Raw genomic sequence first — 17,247 nt, 5'->3', positions numbered from 1 at the left:
TCTTGAGGCGGTCAGCCCGCCAGCTGAAGCCGGAGTTCGGCGAGACGCGACGCGACGCTTCCATCGATGACGTCGTCACCGATCTGTACGCGCAATCCGCCGATGATCGAGGGGTCGACGACCTGATTGACCTTGAGGTCGCCATAAGTGGCGCTGAGCACCGAGCGCAGACGCTCGGACTGCGCCTGAGGAAGCGGCGCCGCCGCGTAGACGGTCGCGATGGTCTGGCCGTCCTGGGCTGCGACGGTGCGGGCGGCAGCGCGGAGCGACTCGCGGATGCTGCGCCCGCGGGGCTGCTCGACGAGCTGGCGCACGATCGCGACCGTCTGCTTCGAGGCCCGCGACCCGAGCAGGCGCTCGACGAGGGCCACCTTGGATGAGATCGGAGCCAGTTTGCTGCGCAGGGCGAGCTCGAGGCCCGCGTCGGAGGTCACGGCGCCTCCGAAGGCGAACAGCTCGGCCACGATGTCGACGTCGCCCGGGGCGGAGGAGGCGATCGCACGGATCCCGAGCTCCTCGATCCCGGCGAGCAGGTCGTCGTGGGTCGACCAGCGCTGAGCGGTGACCACGGTGAGCAGCTCGACGGCCGGCGCGGACAGCGGGGCGAAGACCCGCTTCACGAGCACCGCCTTGCCCTCCGCCGAGACCGTCGGGTCGCCGAGGACCGCACGGAGCTGGGCCGAGTCGGCGACGACCCGGCCTGCAGCGAACAGGTCTTCAGCCGTCGCCAGATCGGCCGTGGACCCGAGGCCGGCGAGGGCCGAGACGGATCGGGCCAGTGCTTCTCTGGTGGCGCTTCCCATCAGTTGCCCGACCCGGCCTTCTGGGCCGTCTCGTCGGCTTCGAGGTCCGCCAGGAAGCGGTCCACGATGGCCTGCGCGCGCTTGTCCTCGTCGAGGGCCTCGCGCACGACGGTCGACGCGAGGTCGATCGCCAGCGAGCCGACCTCGCCACGGAGCTGGACGAGCGCCGTCTGGCGCTCGGCCTCGAGCTGGGCCTGAGCCTGAGCCGTCACGCGTGCCGCCTCGGCCACGGCGGTGTCGCGGGCTTCCGCGACGATCTTCTGACCGTCGGTCCGGGCGTTCTCGCGGATCTTCGCAGCCTCGGCACGTGCCTCGGCGAGCTGCGCGGTGTACTGCTCCAGGAGCGCCTCCGCCTTGTGCTGCGCCTCGTCGGCCTTCGCGATGTTGCCTTCGATCGCCTCGGCGCGCTCATCCAGCAGCTTCCTCATTCGCGGAAGCGCGAGCTTCCAGAAGAAGAACAGGATGATGAAGAAGCAGATCAGAGAGCCGACGATGTCGTACCACTCGGGGAAAAGCGGATTCGGAGCGGCCGCGGCTGCGGCGGTCACCACACCGTTGAGCATCGTTCCTCCTTATTGAAGAGAGATAAAGAGGGACTACTGGCCGGCGGTGAAGATGAAGTACGTTGCGATACCGATCAGCGCGAGCGCCTCGGTGAACGCGATACCGATGTACATCAGCACCTGAAGACGACCGGCGAGCTCAGGCTGACGCGCGACACCCTCGATGGTCTTGCCGACCACGATGCCGACGCCGATGGCGGGGCCGATGGCCGCGAGGCCGTATCCGACGGTGGCGATGTTGCCGGAGATAGCAGCGATGTCCACTTATGTGTTTCCTTCCGTGATGTCAGCCGCGCGGATGCGCGACCCGATTAGTGTTCCTCGGCGACTGCGAGCTGGATGTAGACAGCCGCGAGCAGTGCGAAGACGTAAGCCTGGAGAACCGCGACCAGGATCTCGAACAAGGTGAAGGCGAAGCCGAAGGCCATGGTGCCGAAGCCGAGCAGGCCCCAGCCGCTGCCGACGGTGAAGACGAAGAACGCGGTGCCGCTGAAGAACAGGACGAGGAGCAGGTGCCCGACGATCATGTTCATGAGCAGTCGCAGCGTGAGCGTGATCGGACGCAGGATGAACGTCGAGAAGAACTCGATCGGGGTAACGATGATGTAGAACGGCCACGGCACGCCGGGCGGGAAGAGGGCGTTCCTGAAGAACGACTTCGGGTTCTTCTTCACACCGGCATAGATGAAGGCGATGTAGGACACGGCGGCGAGCACGAGCGGGACGCCGATGACCGAGGTGCCCGCGATGTTCAGGAACGGGATGACACCCGTCAGGTTCATGAACAGGACCATGAAGAAGATGGTCGTGAGCAGCGGCAGGAAGCGCCGGCCGTCCTTCTTGCCGAGGAGGTCCTCCGCGATGTTGACGCGGACGAGGTCGAGGCCCATCTCGACCAGCGACTGGAAGCGGCCGGGGACCAGCTTCATGTTGCGGGTGCCGAGCCAGAAGATCAGGACGAGGGCCGCCACCGCGATGAACCGGATGATCATGATCCGGTTGACCTCGAAGGCCCCGATGGAGAAGAGGGTGGGCGGGAAGAACTCATCGATCGAGGGCCCGTGGAAGCTTCCTCCATCGGAGCTTGCGGCCTGGACCAGCAGGTTCACAGCGTTAGCTAACAGCGCTATCTCCTGTTTCGGGGCGTCGAGCCTTGGGCTCTCGCGACGACGAACGGTGGACGCCCAGTGGTGACGCGCCGGTGATGTTCATGGCGCAATTGGGCGGGGGATCACCAGTAACTCTACAAGAGTTTTCAGTGGGTAACGAATCGGATACGGCTCAGCGCTTCTGCCCGGGCAAGCGGGCGTCGCTCACGTACGGGACCCGTGAGCGGAAGGCCACGATCATGTCCACGACGAGGGATCCGATCACCCCGGCGATGAGGCTCAGGAACAGCACGACCGGGCTGATCCAGGGCTGATCGCGCAAGAGGATGGCGAGCACCAGGAAGAGCACGAACTTCACGATCCAGCTGCCCAGCACGATGCCGAAGAAGAGACCGACGAAGAGGTCGGAACCGATGAAGCGGTTGGCGATCAGGATGCTCAGCGCCGTGATCGAGAGGAACACGGCGGCCATCGCCGTGCCGATCAGGGCGCTGCTCACGCCGATCCAGCCGGCGAAGATCCCGCCGAGCAGCATCCCGGCGATGGCGATGATGCCGGCGAGGATGAGGCCGTACTTGAGGACGTCCCGCAGGACCGGGGTGGAGCTCGGCTGAGCCGGCGGCTGGGCGGGGCTTGCGCCGTCTGGGTGCTCGGTCATCGGGGCTCCTCGGTCAGGGCGGGGTGGTCGGTCGGCGCGGTTCGCCGCGGGACGTGCTCGCTGGCCTGGTCGAGCTGGTCGAAGCGTGCCGTCTCGGCTGCCTCGCGGCTGCCGGCCGGGGTCAGCTCGGCGACGGCCTCGTTCGCCTTGCGGCGGCTGAGCGGTGCGAGTGTGAAGGCGGTGCAGACGACCAGGCCGATGGCGACGAACACGATCGCCATCCAGTACGGGTCGAAGAAGAACAGCAGGCAGCCGATCGAGAGCACCGCTGTCCACGCGTAGAAGATCAGCACCGCGTGCAGGTGGCTGTGCCCCATGTCGAGCAGCCGGTGGTGCAAGTGCTTGCGGTCCGCGCTGAACGGCGACTTCCCGGCGCGCAGGCGCCGGATGACGGCCAGCCCGAAGTCGAGCAGCGGGATGATCAGCACCGCGAACGGCAGGATGATCGGGATGAAGGCGGGGACCAGCGACGACTTGCCGAGGGTCTGCAGCGCTTCGGGATTGATCGTCCCGGTGACCGAGATGGCGGACGTCGCCATGAGCAGGCCGATGAGGAGAGCGCCCGCATCCCCCATGAACATCCTCGCCGGGTGCCAGTTCAGCGGCAGGAAGCCGGCGCAGGCGCCCACCAGGATCGCGGCGATCACACCCGCGAGACTGAAGTAGTTCTGCGGGCTGATCTCGCGCTGCAGGAGGTAGGTGTAGACGAGGAACGTGCCGTTGGCGATGAGAGCGACGCCGGCGACCAGCCCGTCCAGGCCGTCGATGAAGTTGATCGCGTTCATCACCAGGACGATCGCGAACAGGGTGATGACGATCGACATCACGGGAGAGCCGACCGTCAGCCCGCCGATCGGCAGGGAGTAGATCTGCACCCCCAACCAGGCGACGAGGCCGGCCGCCACGAACTGGCCGGCGAGTTTCGTCATCCAGTCCAGGTCCCAGATGTCGTCGGCCACGCCGATGACGACGATGAGGAGGGCGGCCCCGAGGATGGCGAGGATGGGTCCCTGATCGGAGAAGATCAGCGACAGGACGCCGAACTGACTGGAGAGCAGCCAGGACACCCCGAACGCGACCAGGATTCCCAAGAACATGGCCACGCCGCCGAGACGCGGTGTCGGGCGGGTGTGCACATCCCGGGCGCGGATCTTCGGGTACAGCCGGTAGCGCATGGCCAGCTTGTAGACGACGAACGACATCCCGAAGGTGATCACCGCCGAGATCAGGGCGAGGGCGAGGAGAAGGGTCACGGCTGGGCGTCCGCGGCGGCGGCCGGCTCCTCGAGCGCGGCGCCGACGACCTCGCGGAGCTGCTCGATCGATACGACGCCGTGGCGGAGGATCCGCAGCCCCCCGGCGCCGGATGCCAGCGCGGTCGCATCCACGATGGTCGACGAGGAGTCCTTGCCCTCGACGCGCTCGTACGCCGAACCGGCCTCTCCGCCGTCGAGGTAGACCGCGACGGAGTCGCCGAGCATCGCCTCCGCCTCCGCGGCGGTGCGTGCGGCCGGGCGACCCGTGAGATTGGCGGAGGACACGGCGAGGGGGCCGGTCTCCGACAGCAGCTCCAGCGCGATGGTGTCCTTGGGCATGCGCAGGGCGACGGTGCCCCGGGTCTCCCCCAGGTCCCAGACCAGCGACGGGGAGGCCGGGAGCACGATGGTCAGCCCGCCCGGCCAGAAGGCCCGGACCAGCGCATCCACTTCGTCCGGCACCCGCTCGGCGAGGGCTGCGAGCGTCGGGATGCCGGGCACGAGCACGGGAGGCGGCGACTGGCGGCCGCGCCCCTTCGCATCGAGGAGGCGCTGCACGGCGGCGGGGCTGAACGCGTCGGCCGCGACCCCGTACACCGTGTCGGTGGGGATGACGACGAGTTCGCCGCGTCCGATCGCTGCACGGGCGAGACGCATGCCGGAGAGCAGCTCGGAGTCGACCGAGCAGTCGTAGATGGGAGCCATGACGGCTCCCATGATAGCCGGGGCGCCGACGCCCCGACTGGGAGGACGATACTTGAAGGCGATGGATGTCTACTTCTTCGACTGCGATAAGACCCTCTACGACTACGACTTCCACAAGCGGCTTCCCAAGCTCGCGGAGCTCGGGGGTGTCAGCCAATACCGGCTCGCGTCGGCCTGGTGGGCGGGCGGCCACGAGCGCGCGGCGGAGATCGGCGAGTACGCCACCAGCGAGGAGTACCTGGACGCGTTCGCCGAGGTCACCGGCGCGCGGCTGTCGCTCGCCCAGTGGCAGGAGGCGCGGAAGGCCGCGATGACGCCCATTCCCGGCGCCATCGCCGCGCTCCACGAGGCAGCAGGGCTCGGTACGGTGTCGCTGCTGTCGAACAACCCCATCCCGTTCAAGGACTCGCTCCCCGTGCTGACGCCGGAGATCGTCGACGTGCTGCGCGACAACGACCTCGTGTCGGCCGTGCTCGGCGCGCGGAAGCCGGAGCGCCGCATCTACACGCGGGCGCTCGGGCTGTTCGGCGTGGATGCGGCGGACGCCATCTTGTTCGACGACTCGCTCGCCAATGTCGAGGGCGCCCGCGCCGCCGGGATGCAGGCCCACCACTTCGTCAAGCGCCCCGACGGCAGCTTCGACACCGACGGCATGCTCGACGCCCTCCACGCCTTCGCCGCCCGCTGACCCCTCTCCCCGCGCCTCACCCCCCACCGTCGAGTCCGCAGAGACTGCACGCGAAACGCCGTTGAAGCGTGCAGTCTCTGCGGACTCGACGGTGGGGGGTGAGGCGGGAGCGGGGGGAGTCAGATGTAGATGGCGGGGTCGAGCCAGTCGTCGCCGGGGATCTGCTCGTGGCCGGAGCGCGGGCGAGGATGCGCGGGGACGCCGACGAGGAGCGAGTCGGGAGGCGCATCCCGCGTCACGACCGCGTTCGCGCCGATGACGGAGTGCGCGCCGATCCTGATGGCTCCGAGGACTTTTGCGCCGGCGCCGACGACGACGCCGTCCTCGACGGTGGGATGCCGCTTGCCGTGCCCCTTCCCCCGGCCGCCCAGCGTCACGCCGTGATAGAGCATCACGTCGTCGCCGATCCACGTCGTCTCGCCGATCACCACGCCCATCCCGTGGTCGATGAAGAAGCGCCGGCCGATGCGGGCCCCGGGATGGATCTCGATCCCGGTCAGGAACCGGGTGAACTGGGACAGGAACCGGGCAGGCGTCCGGAATCCGGACAGCCACAGGCGGTGTGCGATGCGGTAGGACCACACCGCGTGCAGTCCGCTGTAGACGAGCGCCACCTCCACAGTTCCGCGCGCTGCCGGGTCGTGCTTGCGCGCGTTGCGGAGGTCCTCACGCAGCCGGAAGATCGACACCTCGCTCAGTCCTGAAGGTCGGCCCACAGGGGCGTGGAGATGTACCGTTCGCCGGTGTCCGGCACGATGGCGACGATGGTCCTGCCGGCGTTCTCGGGACGCCTCCCCACCTGAAGAGCCGCCCAGACGATCGCGCCGGAGGAGATGCCGGCGAGGATGCCCTCCTCCGAAGCCAGCCGCTTGGCCACCTCTAGCGCGTCCTCGAACGACACGTCGACGACCTCGTCGTAGACGGTCGTGTCGAGGACCTCGGGCACGAAGTTCGCGCCGAGACCCTGGATCTTGTGCGGACCGGGCTCGCCGCCGTTCAGGATGGGCGAGTCCAGCGGTTCCACCGCGACCACCTGCACTCCGGGCTTGCGCTCTTTGAGCAACCGGCCGACGCCGGTGATCGTGCCGCCTGTCCCGATGCCGGAAACGAAGATGTCGACGCCGCCGTCCGTGTCCGCCCAGATCTCCTCGGCGGTCGTGGCGCGGTGGATCGCCGGGTTCGCCTCGTTGGCGAACTGCCGCGCCAGGATCGCGTTGTCGGTCGAGGCGACGATCTCCCGCGCCTTCTCGACCGCTCCGCTCATCCCCCCGGAGCCCGGCGTGAGGACGATCTCGGCGCCGAACGCGCGCACGAGGACGCGTCGCTCCGTGCTCATGGTCTCCGGCATCGCCAGGATCACCCGGTACCCGCGTGCCGCGCCCACCATGGCCAGGGCGATGCCGGTGTTGCCGCTGGTCGCCTCGACGATGGTCCCTCCCGGGCGGAGCGCACCGGCCTTCTCGGCCGCATCCACGATGGCGACGCCGATGCGGTCCTTCACGCTTCCCGCCGGGTTGGAGGATTCGAGCTTGGCCAGGACCGTCGCATCCACACCCTCGGTCAGGCGATTGAGCCGCACGAGCGGGGTGCGCCCGACGGCCTCGGTGACGCTGGCATAGATCTGTCCGGACATGGGCCTCTTCCTTGCGAGATGGTCGTGCGCGGATCCTGTCGCGGGATCGTGTTGCCGGGGATCGTCGCGGAGGGGATCGCCTGACCACTCTAGACGCCGCGACGCCGTGAAGAACGAGTGTGACCGAGGGTAGGCTCGACGGGCGATGACCCCCGACTCTCCCCCCGCTCCCGTCTCGGCCCGAACGCTCCGCGATGACGCCGTCGCCGTGCTGGCGCGAGCCGGCGTACCCGACCCCGAGGTGGATGCCGAGCTGCTGCTCGGCCATGTCCTGGGTGTGAGCCGGGGACGCGTCCAGGCCCTGGTCGTGCTGGAGGAGACGATCGCCGCCGCGGAGGTCGCACGATTCCGCGAGGTCGTCGAGCGCCGCGCGGCCCGCGAGCCGCTGCAGCACATCACGGGGCGGGCGCCCTTCCGGTCGCTCGAGCTGAACGTCGGGCCCGGCGTCTTCGTCCCGCGGCCGGAGACCGAGCAGGTCGCCCAGTTCGCGATCGACGCGCTGCGCGCCATCCCCTCTCCCTCGCCTGTCGCGGTGGACCTGGGAACCGGCAGCGGTGCGATCGCGCTCGCCCTGGCGACGGAGGTTCCGCACGCCCGCGTCTATGCGGTCGAGAACTCCCCCGAGGCGTTCATCTGGATGCGGCGCAACGCCGACGAGATCGGCGCCGCCAATCTGACGCCGGTGTTCGTCGACCTGGGCGATGCCCTCCCCGAGCTCGACGGCACAGTGGACGTCGTGATCTCGAACCCGCCGTACGTGCCCGACGACGCCATCCCGCGCGATCCCGAGGTGCGGCTGCACGACCCGCACGCCGCCCTGTACGGCGGCCCCGACGGCCTGGATGTGGTGCGCACGATCTCGCGCGTCGCCCGCCGGCTGCTCCATCCCGGGGGCACGCTGGTGCTCGAGCACGGCGAGCTGCAGGGCGCGGCGATCCGGGAGCTCCTCACGGCCGGCGGCTGGCGCGCCGCTGCCACCCACCGCGACCTCACCACACGCGACCGCACCACCACCGCTCTCCGCTGAGCGCGCGCGCTAGCCGAGAGTCGGGGCGGGTCACTCGGCGAGAGCGGCCAGGCGGGACTCCTCGTCGGCGAGGATGTTCGACTCGATGACGGGCTCGAGGGCGCCATTCATGACGGCGTCCAGGTTGTAGGCCTTGTAGCCGGTGCGGTGGTCGGCGATCCGGTTCTCGGGGAAGTTGTAGGTGCGGATGCGCTCCGAGCGGTCCATGGTCCGGATCTGACCCTTGCGGAACTCCGCCGCCTCCGCGTCCGCCTCCTCCTGCTGCCGCGCGAGCAGGCGCGCCCGCAGCACGCGCATGGCCGCCTCGCGGTTCTGCAACTGGCTCTTCTCGTTCTGCATCGACACGACGATCCCGGTGGGGACGTGCGTGATGCGGACGGCCGAGTCGGTCGTGTTGACGGACTGACCGCCCGGGCCCGAGGACCGGAAGACGTCGATCTTGAGATCGTTCGGGTTGATCTCGACCTCCTCGGGCTCGTCCACCTCCGGGAACACGAGCACCCCGGCAGCGGAGGTGTGGATGCGGCCCTGCGACTCGGTCGCGGGAACGCGCTGCACGCGGTGCACGCCGCCCTCGTACTTGAGGTGCGCCCACACCCCCTCCGCGGGGTCGCTGGAACTGCCCTTGAACGCGACCTGCACATCCTTGATGCCGCCGAGGTCGCTGGAGGTCTGCTCGATGATCTCCGCCTTCCACCGCTTCGCGTCGGCGTAATGCAGATACATGCGCAGGAGGTCGCCGGCGAAGAGCGCGGACTCGGCCCCGCCCTCCCCCATCTTGATCTCCATGATCACGTCACGGGAGTCGTTGGGGTCGCGCGGGATGAGGAGACGGCGCAGCTTCTCCCCCGACTCCTCGACGCTCTTCTCGAGCCCCGGGATCTCTTCGGCGAACGCCGCGTCCTCGGCGCCCAGCTCGCGTGCAGCCTCCAGATCGTCCGAGAGCTGCTTCCACTCGTGGTAGCTGGCGACGATGCGCGAGAGCTCGGCATAGCGGCGGTTCACCCGCTTCGAGCGTACGGGATCGCTGTGCAGCTCGGGGTCGGAGAGCTGGCGCTGCAGGTCGTCGTGCTCGGCGATGAGGGTGTTCACCGATTCGAACATGGGGTCTTCTTTCTTCGTGAGGCGGGGCCGGGAACGACGAAGCGCCCGCCCGCCATGCTTCAGGCATGGGCGGACGGGCGCTGAACGTCGCTAGCGGTGGTCGTTCTCGTGTCCGTGCGAGTGCGCGGTGCCGTGGCCGTTGGCCGGCGCCGGCATCGACTTCTGCACCTGCATCAGGAACTCGACGTTGCTCGAGGTCTCCTTGAGGCGGCCGAGGACGATCTCGAGCGCCTGCTGCTGGTCGACCCCGGCGAGGGCGCGGCGCAGCTTCCAGGTGATCTTGACCTCGTCCTGGCCCATCAGCATCTCCTCGCGGCGCGTGCCGGAGGCGTTGACGTCGACGGCCGGGAAGATGCGCTTGTCCGCCAGCTGGCGGGACAGGCGCAGCTCCATGTTGCCGGTGCCCTTGAACTCCTCGAAGATGACCTCGTCCATCTTGGAGCCGGTCTCCACCAGCGCCGAGGCGAGGATGGTGAGCGAGCCGCCGTGCTCGATGTTGCGGGCGGCGCCGAAGAAGCGCTTGGGCGGGTACAGCGCGGAGGCGTCGACTCCACCGGAGAGGATGCGGCCCGACGCCGGAGCGGTCAGGTTGTAGGCGCGACCCAGGCGGGTAATCGAGTCGAGCAGCACGACGACGTCGTGGCCCAGCTCCACCAGGCGCTTCGCGCGCTCGATGGCGAGCTCGGCGACGGTGGTGTGGTCCTCGGCGGGGCGGTCGAAGGTGGAGGCGATGACCTCGCCCTTCACCGTGCGCTGCATGTCCGTGACCTCTTCGGGCCGCTCGTCCACCAGCACCACCATGAGGTGAACCTCGGGGTTGTTGGCGGTGATCGCGTTGGCGATCTGCTGCATCACGATGGTCTTGCCGGCCTTGGGCGGCGCGACGATGAGGCCGCGCTGGCCCTTGCCGATCGGAGCGACCAGGTCGATGATCCGCTGGGTCACCTTGCTCGGCTCGGTCTCGAGCCGCAGGCGCTCCTGCGGGTACAGCGGGGTCAGCTTGCCGAACTCGACGCGCGCAGCGGCCTCCTCCGGGGTCTGCCCGTTGATGGAGTCGACCTTGACCAGCGCGTTGTACTTCTGGCGGCTGTTGTTCTCGTTGTCGCGCGGCTGGCGGATCGCTCCGACGACGGCGTCGCCCTTGCGCAGGCTGTACTTCTTGACCTGGCCGAGGGAGACGTAGACATCGCTCGCGCCCGGCAGGTAGCCGGTCGTGCGCACGAAGGCGTAGTTGTCCAGCACGTCGAGGATGCCGGCGACGGGGATGAGGACGTCGTCGTCGGCCAGCTCGGGCTCGTACTCGTCGCCCACGGGGCCGCCGCGGCGCTTGCGGTTGCGGTCGCGGTAGCGGCCGGCGCGGTCGCCCTCCGCCTGCTGCTGCGCGTTCTGCCCGCGGTTCTGCTGGCCGTCGCCCTGCTGGCCGCCCTGCTGCAGGTCCCGCGGCTGGTTCTGCTGGCCCTGGTTCTGCTGGCCCTGGCCCTGGGCCTGCTGGCCCTGGGCCTGCGTCTGCTCGTTCTGCTGGCCGGAGTTCTTGTTCCGGTTGCGGTTGCGGCGGTTGCGGCCCTGGCCCTGCTGCTCGGCGGAGGGGTCGCCCTGCTCGCCCTGCGCATTCTCGGCCGGAAGACCGGCTTCGGCCTGCTCGGGCTGCGAGAACGTCTGCTCGGTCTGGCCGAACTGAGGCTGCTCGCCGTTCTGGCCCTGGTCGCCGTTCTGGGCGCCCTGGCCGCGACCGCGGCGGCGACGGCCGTTGCCCTGGCCCTGCTCGCCGTTCTGGTTGTTCTGCTGGCCGCCGCCCTGCTGGACGGCGTTCTGCTGGCCGCCGTTCTGCTGGCCGCGGGCCTGCTCGCGGGAGGCGAGCGCGGAATCGAGCAGCGCATCCACATCGGGGATGAGCGACTCGACGCCGGTGGCGCCGGAGTTGACGTGCGTGCCGGCGGCGACGCCGGAACCGGACACGGCGGTGCCGTCCGGGCTGCTGGCGCGGCGCGAGCCACGGCGACGCGGCTGCTCGGCAGTGCTGGGCGCCTCGGCGGCGGGCGCAGCGGCGGCGGGCGCCTCGGCGGCGGGCGCGTCGGCAGCCGGCGCAGCGAACGCATCCGCCTGCGGCAGCACCGGGTCGCCAACGGTCGGCTCGACACGCTCGGCGCCGATCGGCTCGGCGATGAGCGGTTCGGTCAGCACCTGCGAAGCGGCGACGGCCGGCTCGACGGTCTCGGCGGCCCCGCCGGCGTCGGCCGGAGCGGACGCCGCGCGTGCGGCGGCGATCGCCTCGACCAGCTCGCCCTTGCGGAGCCGGGTCGCGCCCTGGAGCCCGAGCCCGGCGGCGAGAGCCTGGAGCTCTGGCACCTTGAGCGCGGTCAGGTCGCTGGTGTCCACGCCCCCGGCGTGGAGTTCGACATCAGTCACGGAAGAGGATCCTTTCCCCCGGCGCGTCTACGCGCGCCGTCTGTGAAGCTTCGTCACATGAACTGCCGGTTACGCGCTGCGTTCTGATCCGCGCTACGTCGCCGCCCGGACATCCGGGACGGCAGGCAGGAGTGACGGCATGATTGCTAGGAGATCACCCGGAAGCTGGATTCGCTCGTGACGCGGGTTCTTCGCGGGTGCGTCTGCAGTTTACCACCTCGGCACCGACGCTCCCGACCCTAGGCCGCCGGTGTGTCCGAGACGGTCGCCTCCTGGCGCGTCACGGTGGCGCCCTTGAAGTCGACGGCCAGCATCAGCGGCTGCCAGCGCGTCTGCGCCGACTGCTCGACGAGCTTCGCCGCGGCCAGCCGCTGACCCGGGTCGCTGCCGAGGACCAGGATCGACGGACCCGCCCCGGAGACCACAGCCGCGAAGCCGTTCTCCCGGAGCAGCGTGATCAGCCTGTCGGTCTCCGGCATGGCCGACGCCCGGTAGCTCTGGTGGAGCTTGTCCTCGGTGGCGGCGAGCAGCAGCTCGGGGCTCTGGATGAGAGCGGCGACGAGCAGTGCGGAGCGGGAGACGTTGAAGACGGCGTCCTCGTGGGGCACCGACTCCGGCTGGAGGCTGCGGGCGAGCGCCGTCGACATGACGTGCTCGGGGACCAGCACGAGCGGCGAGACGCCGCGGTGCACGATGAGCTTCTTGAAACGCGGGCCGTCCGGAGTCACCCAGGCGATGGTGAGACCGCCGAACAGGGCGGGCGCGACGTTGTCGGGGTGGCCCTCCATGTCGTTCGCGAGCGCCAGCAGCTGCTGCGCGTCGAGGTCGACCACGCCCTCCAGGAGGCCCGTGGCTGCCATGATGCCGGAGACGATGGCGGCGCCGGAGGAGCCCATCCCCCGGCCGTGCGGGATGCTGTTGCGCGCACGCAGGCGGAGGCCGGGCACCGGGATGCCGACGGCGTCGAAGGTGTGCGCGATCGCCCGGACGACGAGGTTGCTCTCGTCGGTCGGCACCTCGCCTTCGCCCACGCCGATGACCTCGACGGTGGCGCCGGGCTCGTCGCGGACCGCGACCTCGAGCTCGTCGTAGAGCGCGAGCGCGAGCCCGAGCGTGTCGAAGCCCGGCCCGAGGTTCGCGCTGGTCGCGGGAACCTTGACCGTGACCGCGCGGCCCCGGAGGTCGGGCGAGGTCACGCGGTCGCCTCCGACGTCGCTTCGGCGTTCGCCGACAGCCCGAGCACGTCGGCGATCGCGGTCGTGTCGACCGGGACGACGGTCGGCTGGACGTCGGAGCCGTCGGCCGTGCGGAGGGCCCACTGCGGGTCCTTGAGGCCGTGGCCGGTGACGGTCAGGACGACGGTGGATCCCGCCGGGATGATGCCCGCGTCCGACCGCTCGAGGAGACCGGCGACGCTGATCGCGGACGCGGGCTCGACGAAGATCCCGACCTCGGCGGAGAGGATGCGGTGCGCCTCCAGGATCTTGGCGTCGTCGATCGCGCCGAAGTACCCGTCGGAGTCGTCGCGCGCGTTGAGCGCGAGCTCCCACGACGCGGGGTTGCCGATCCGGATGGCGGTCGCGATCGTGTCCGGCTCCTTGACGGCGTGGCCGAGGACGATCGGCGCGCTGCCGGCGGCCTGGAAGCCGAACATGCGCGGCAGCTTCGTCGACTCGCCGCGCTGCAGCTCCTCGGTGTAGCCACGGTGGTAGGCCGTGTAGTTGCCGGCGTTGCCGACCGGGACGATGTGGAAGTCGGGCGCGTCGCCCAGAGCCTCCACGACCTCGAAGGCCGCCGTCTTCTGTCCCTCGATGCGGTCGGGGTTGACCGAGTTCACCAGGTGCACCGGGTAGTTGGTGGCGAGCTCCCGGGCGATGTCGAGACAGTCGTCGAAGTTGCCCTGCACCTGCAGCAGCTGGGCGTTGTGCGCGATCGCCTGGCTGAGCTTGCCCATGGCGATCTTGCCCTCGGGGACCAGCACGACGGCCTGGATGCCCGCGTGCGTCGCGTAGGCGGCGGCGGACGCCGAGGTGTTGCCGGTGGAGGCGCAGATGACGGCCTTCGCGCCGTGCTCGACGGCCTTGGAGATGGCCATGGTCATGCCGCGGTCCTTGAACGACCCCGTGGGGTTCATCCCCTCGAACTTCACCCAGACGTCGGCGCCCGTCCGCGCGGAGAGCGCCGGGGCCGGGATGAGCGGCGTGCCGCCCTCGCCCAGCGTGACGATCGGAGTGGCGTCGGAGATGTTCAGGCGGTCCGCGTACTCACGCAGGACGCCACGCCACTGACGACTGTAGGCCTTGGGCTGGGGCATTACGATCCTTCGACTCGGAGAACGGAAGAGATGGCGATCACGACGTCGCTCGCGGCGAGAGCCTCCACGGTGGCCGCCAGCGCGGCCTCCTCGGCTTCGTGGGTACCGATGACAAGGGTAGCGGTGGCCCTGCCACCGCCGTGAATCGGGCTCCCGGCGGCTGCACCGGAGGCGGCCGCGGAGGCACCTCCCGCGAGAGCCGGACCGGGGATGATCACCGGGCCCGTCTGATTCGGCACGGACTGCTGGACGGTCTCGACGCTGACGCCGCCGTCGCTGAGGATGCGCGCGACGGCCGCGAGCACGCCGGGCTGGTCCTTCACCTCCAGAGTGATCTGGTAGCGCGTGACGACCCGGCCGATGTCGAGAACCGGCAGGTCGGCGTGCGTGGACTCGGCAACGCCCGGTCCGCCGACGACGTGCCGCCGGGCGGCGGAGACCACGTCGCCGAGGACGGCGGAGGCCGTCTCGACGCCGCCGGCGCCGGCGCCGTAGAACATCAGGTCGCCGGCGGAAGCCGCCTGGACGAAGACGGCGTTGTGCGCGCCGTGCACGGCCGCCAGCGGGTGGTCCCGGCTGATCAGGGCGGGGTACACGCGGGCGGAGACGCCCTCTTCGCCCGTCTCGGGGTCGGTCAGCCGCTCGCAGATCGCCAGGAGCTTGATGACCGCTCCGGCCTCGCGCGCCGCATCCACCTGGGCCTTCGTCACGCTGGTGATGCCCTCGCGGTAGACGCGCTCCAGCGGAACGACGGTGTGGAAGGCGAGGCTGGCGAGGATGGCCGCCTTCTGGGCCGCGTCGTACCCGCCGATGTCCGCGGTCGGATCCGCCTCGGCGTAGCCGCGGTCGGTGGCGGTGGCCAGGGCGTCCTGCAAGGTCTCGCCGTGCACATCCATCCGGTCCAGCACGAAGTTCGTGGTGCCGTTGACGATGCCGAGGATGCGGTTGACCCGGTCGCCGGCGAGGCTGTCGCGCAGCGGGCGGATGATCGGGATGGCACCGGCGACCGCGGCCTCGTAGTAGAGCTGCGCGCCGACCTGCTCGGCGGCGTCGAAGAGCTCGGGACCGTGCGTCGCCAGCAGGGCCTTGTTCGCGGTGATGACATCCGCTCCGGAGTTCAAGGCCTCCAGCACGAAGCCGCGGGCGGGCTCGACGCCGCCCATCAGCTCCACGACGATGTCGGCCCCGAGGATGAGGGAGCTCGCATCGGTCGTGAACAGTTCGCGCGGCAGGTCGGCGTCGCGCGGCGCATCCACGTCGCGGACGGCGATGCCGACGAGCTCCAGCCGGGCGCCGATGCGGGAGGCGAACTCGTCCCCCTGCTCGAGGAGGAGACGGGCGACCTGGGAGCCGACGGAGCCGGCCCCGAGCAGGGCGACGCGGAGATTGCGGTACTCGATCATGCGTTGCTGCGCTCCTTCGGCACGGATCCGGCGGTGGTCGCGGGTGCGGCGGGTGCGTACCCGGCGTCACGGGCGAGGAGGTCTTCGATGGTCTCACCGCGGACGATGACCCGCGCCTCCCCGTCGCGCACGGCGATCACCGGCGGCCGGCCCACGTGGTTGTAGTTGCTGGACAGGGACCAGCAGTAGGCGCCGGTCGCGGGCACCGCCAGCAGGTCGCCGGGAACGATGTCGCCGGGCAGGTACTCGGCGTCCACGACGATGTCGCCGCTCTCGCAGTGCTTCCCGGCGACGCGCACGAGCTCCGGGGCCGCTGCCGACACCCGGTTCGCGATCCGGGCCGAGTAGTCGGCCTCGTACAGCGCGCGGCGGGCGTTGTCGCTCATCCCGCCGTCCACGCTCACGTAACGGCGGACCGCCGTCTCGCCGTCGTCCTGGACGATGACGGGGACGTCCTTGATCGTGCCGACCGTGTACAGGGTCAAGCCTGCCGTCCCGATGATGGAGCGTCCGGGCTCGAAGGCGACGACCGGCGTCGGGATCTCGAGCGCCTCGCACCCTGTCTGGACGGTCACGGCGATACGGCGCGCCAACTCGTCGATCGACGCAGGGTCGTCTGCCGCGGTGTAGGCGATGCCGAATCCGCCGCCGAGGTTCAGCTCGGGCACGTCTCCCCCGGACAGCAGCTCCTTGTGCACCGACAGGAGACGCGCCGCGGACTCGACGAAGCCGTCCGCGCCGAAGATCTGCGAGCCGATGTGGCAGTGCAGTCCGCGGAACTCCAGCGACCCGTGCGACCGGATCAGAGCGACCGCTTCGGCCGCCCGGTCGAGGGCGATGCCGAACTTCTGGTCCTCGTGCGCGGTCGCGAGGAAGGCGTGGGTATGCGCGTGCACGCCGCTGTTCACCCGCAGGCGGACGCTCTGCCGGACGCCGTGGCGCTCGGCCGCCTCGGCGACGCGGCCGATCTCCTGGAGGCTGTCGATGACGATCGCGCCGACGCGCGCGCCGACCGCCTGGTCGATCTCGGCGAGCGACTTGTTGTTGCCGTGGAAGCCCAGCCGCTCGGGGTCGACGCCCGCGGCGAGTGCGACAGCCAGCTCGCCCCCGGTGCAGACGTCGATGTTCAGGCCGGCCTCATCCATCCACCGCGCGATCTCGATGCTGAGGAACGCCTTGCCTGCGTAGTAGACCTTCGCGGCGGACCCCACCTCGGCGAAGGCCCGGTCGAACGCCCGGCGCACCTCAGCGGCACGGGCGCGGGCGTCGGCCTCGTCCACCACGTACAGCGGTGTCCCGAAACGCCCGGCCAACTCACCGACGGCTACACCGCCGACGACGAGCTCACCGTCGACGCGGTCGGTCGTGCGGGACCAGAGCCCGGGGACGAGCGCGTTGGCGTCCGCCGGGACATGCAGCCACGGCGGGGCGAGCGGGTTGGGTGCGGCATCGGAACGGGCCATAGGGAACCTCACGGGTGGTGACGAGTGGGGGTCTCACAGGCGAGCGGACCCGGATTGGTCCCTGAAGCCGGATGGAGATGACACGAGAAGTCTATCGGGGCCTCGTGCGGGCCCCC

General features: G+C 70.0%; 17 protein-coding genes. 2 read left to right on the top strand and 15 right to left on the bottom strand.

The genetic code is table 11. The features are described 5' to 3' along the window. Positions 1-11: 11 nt before the first annotated feature. From BM287_RS03970 to BM287_RS03940, 7 genes are all read right to left on the bottom strand, one after another. The gene (locus BM287_RS03970; protein WP_090036198.1) at positions 12-803 is read right to left on the bottom strand and encodes a F0F1 ATP synthase subunit delta; all 792 of its coding nucleotides are present in this window, start codon (positions 801-803) and stop codon (positions 12-14) included. Then, positions 803-1,366: a F0F1 ATP synthase subunit B gene (locus BM287_RS03965; protein WP_090036196.1), complete on the bottom strand. Its 564-nt coding sequence runs from the start codon at positions 1,364-1,366 to the stop codon at positions 803-805. Before BM287_RS03965 ends, BM287_RS03970 begins: the two co-directional genes overlap by 1 nt. Positions 1,367-1,399: 33 nt before the next feature. Next, positions 1,400-1,630, bottom strand: a complete 231-nt coding sequence (atpE, locus tag BM287_RS03960) for an ATP synthase F0 subunit C (RefSeq protein WP_090036194.1) — start codon at positions 1,628-1,630, stop codon at positions 1,400-1,402. Between the two features lie 47 nt (positions 1,631-1,677). Continuing rightward, positions 1,678-2,475 carry a F0F1 ATP synthase subunit A gene (gene atpB, locus BM287_RS03955; RefSeq protein ID WP_090036192.1) on the bottom strand — a complete coding sequence of 266 codons (798 nt, stop codon included), beginning with the start codon at positions 2,473-2,475 and terminating at the stop codon, positions 1,678-1,680. Between the two features lie 172 nt (positions 2,476-2,647). Next, entirely contained in the window at positions 2,648-3,133 is a 486-nt protein-coding gene (locus tag BM287_RS03950) for a Cg1360 family ATP-synthase-associated protein (protein ID WP_090036191.1), read from the bottom strand. Beyond that, positions 3,130-4,386 carry an MraY family glycosyltransferase gene (locus BM287_RS03945; protein ID WP_090036189.1) on the bottom strand — a complete coding sequence of 419 codons (1,257 nt, stop codon included), beginning with the start codon at positions 4,384-4,386 and terminating at the stop codon, positions 3,130-3,132. The genes BM287_RS03950 and BM287_RS03945 overlap by 4 nt, the downstream gene beginning before the upstream one ends. Further along, positions 4,383-5,093, bottom strand: a complete 711-nt coding sequence (locus BM287_RS03940) for an L-threonylcarbamoyladenylate synthase (RefSeq protein ID WP_090036187.1) — start codon at positions 5,091-5,093, stop codon at positions 4,383-4,385. The genes BM287_RS03945 and BM287_RS03940 overlap by 4 nt, the downstream gene beginning before the upstream one ends. A gap of 61 nt (positions 5,094-5,154) precedes the next feature. Between BM287_RS03940 and BM287_RS03935 the strand changes: the two genes are divergently transcribed. Then, positions 5,155-5,781, top strand: a complete 627-nt coding sequence (locus BM287_RS03935) for an HAD family hydrolase (protein ID WP_090036184.1) — start codon at positions 5,155-5,157, stop codon at positions 5,779-5,781. A 119-nt stretch (positions 5,782-5,900) separates the two neighbouring features. On the opposite strand, the gene epsC is transcribed toward BM287_RS03935, so the two are convergent. After that, positions 5,901-6,470, bottom strand: coding sequence for a serine O-acetyltransferase EpsC (gene epsC, locus BM287_RS03930; RefSeq protein WP_090036182.1), 570 nt, complete (start codon positions 6,468-6,470; stop codon positions 5,901-5,903). A 5-nt stretch (positions 6,471-6,475) separates the two neighbouring features. Beyond that, on the bottom strand, positions 6,476-7,414 hold the full coding sequence (gene cysK, locus BM287_RS03925; protein ID WP_090036179.1) for a cysteine synthase A: 939 nt from the start codon (positions 7,412-7,414) through the stop codon (positions 6,476-6,478). Between the two features lie 145 nt (positions 7,415-7,559). On the opposite strand from cysK, the gene prmC reads away from it, so the two are divergent. Beyond that, positions 7,560-8,441, top strand: coding sequence for a peptide chain release factor N(5)-glutamine methyltransferase (gene prmC / locus BM287_RS03920; RefSeq protein WP_090036177.1), 882 nt, complete (start codon positions 7,560-7,562; stop codon positions 8,439-8,441). Between the two features lie 30 nt (positions 8,442-8,471). Here the strand turns inward: prmC and prfA are convergent, their stop codons facing one another. From prfA to lysA, 6 genes are all read right to left on the bottom strand, one after another. Then, entirely contained in the window at positions 8,472-9,545 is a 1,074-nt protein-coding gene (gene prfA / locus BM287_RS03915; protein ID WP_090036175.1) for a peptide chain release factor 1, read from the bottom strand. 90 nt (positions 9,546-9,635) lie between these two features. After that, positions 9,636-11,951 (bottom strand): transcription termination factor Rho, encoded by a 2,316-nt coding sequence (gene rho, locus BM287_RS03910; RefSeq protein ID WP_090036173.1) that lies wholly within the window; start codon positions 11,949-11,951, stop codon positions 9,636-9,638. Between the two features lie 239 nt (positions 11,952-12,190). After that, positions 12,191-13,147 carry a homoserine kinase gene (thrB, locus tag BM287_RS03905; RefSeq protein ID WP_090036171.1) on the bottom strand — a complete coding sequence of 319 codons (957 nt, stop codon included), beginning with the start codon at positions 13,145-13,147 and terminating at the stop codon, positions 12,191-12,193. Then, a complete protein-coding gene (thrC, locus tag BM287_RS03900) occupies positions 13,144-14,265 on the bottom strand; it encodes a threonine synthase (protein ID WP_090036169.1) in 1,122 nt (373 codons plus the stop codon). Before thrC ends, thrB begins: the two co-directional genes overlap by 4 nt. Continuing rightward, complete coding sequence (locus BM287_RS03895; protein ID WP_090036168.1) at positions 14,265-15,668, bottom strand: homoserine dehydrogenase; 1,404 nt, start codon at positions 15,666-15,668, stop codon at positions 14,265-14,267. The genes thrC and BM287_RS03895 overlap by 1 nt, the downstream gene beginning before the upstream one ends. Beyond that, entirely contained in the window at positions 15,665-17,131 is a 1,467-nt protein-coding gene (lysA, locus tag BM287_RS03890) for a diaminopimelate decarboxylase (protein WP_090036165.1), read from the bottom strand. Before lysA ends, BM287_RS03895 begins: the two co-directional genes overlap by 4 nt. Positions 17,132-17,247 lie beyond the last annotated feature (116 nt).

This window comes from Leifsonia sp. CL147, from assembly GCF_900114565.1.
In the GTDB taxonomy this organism is placed as follows: domain Bacteria; phylum Actinomycetota; class Actinomycetes; order Actinomycetales; family Microbacteriaceae; genus Leifsonia.
The sequence above is the reverse complement of the archived record's forward strand: the minus strand, read 5'-3'. Positions and strand labels throughout refer to the sequence as shown.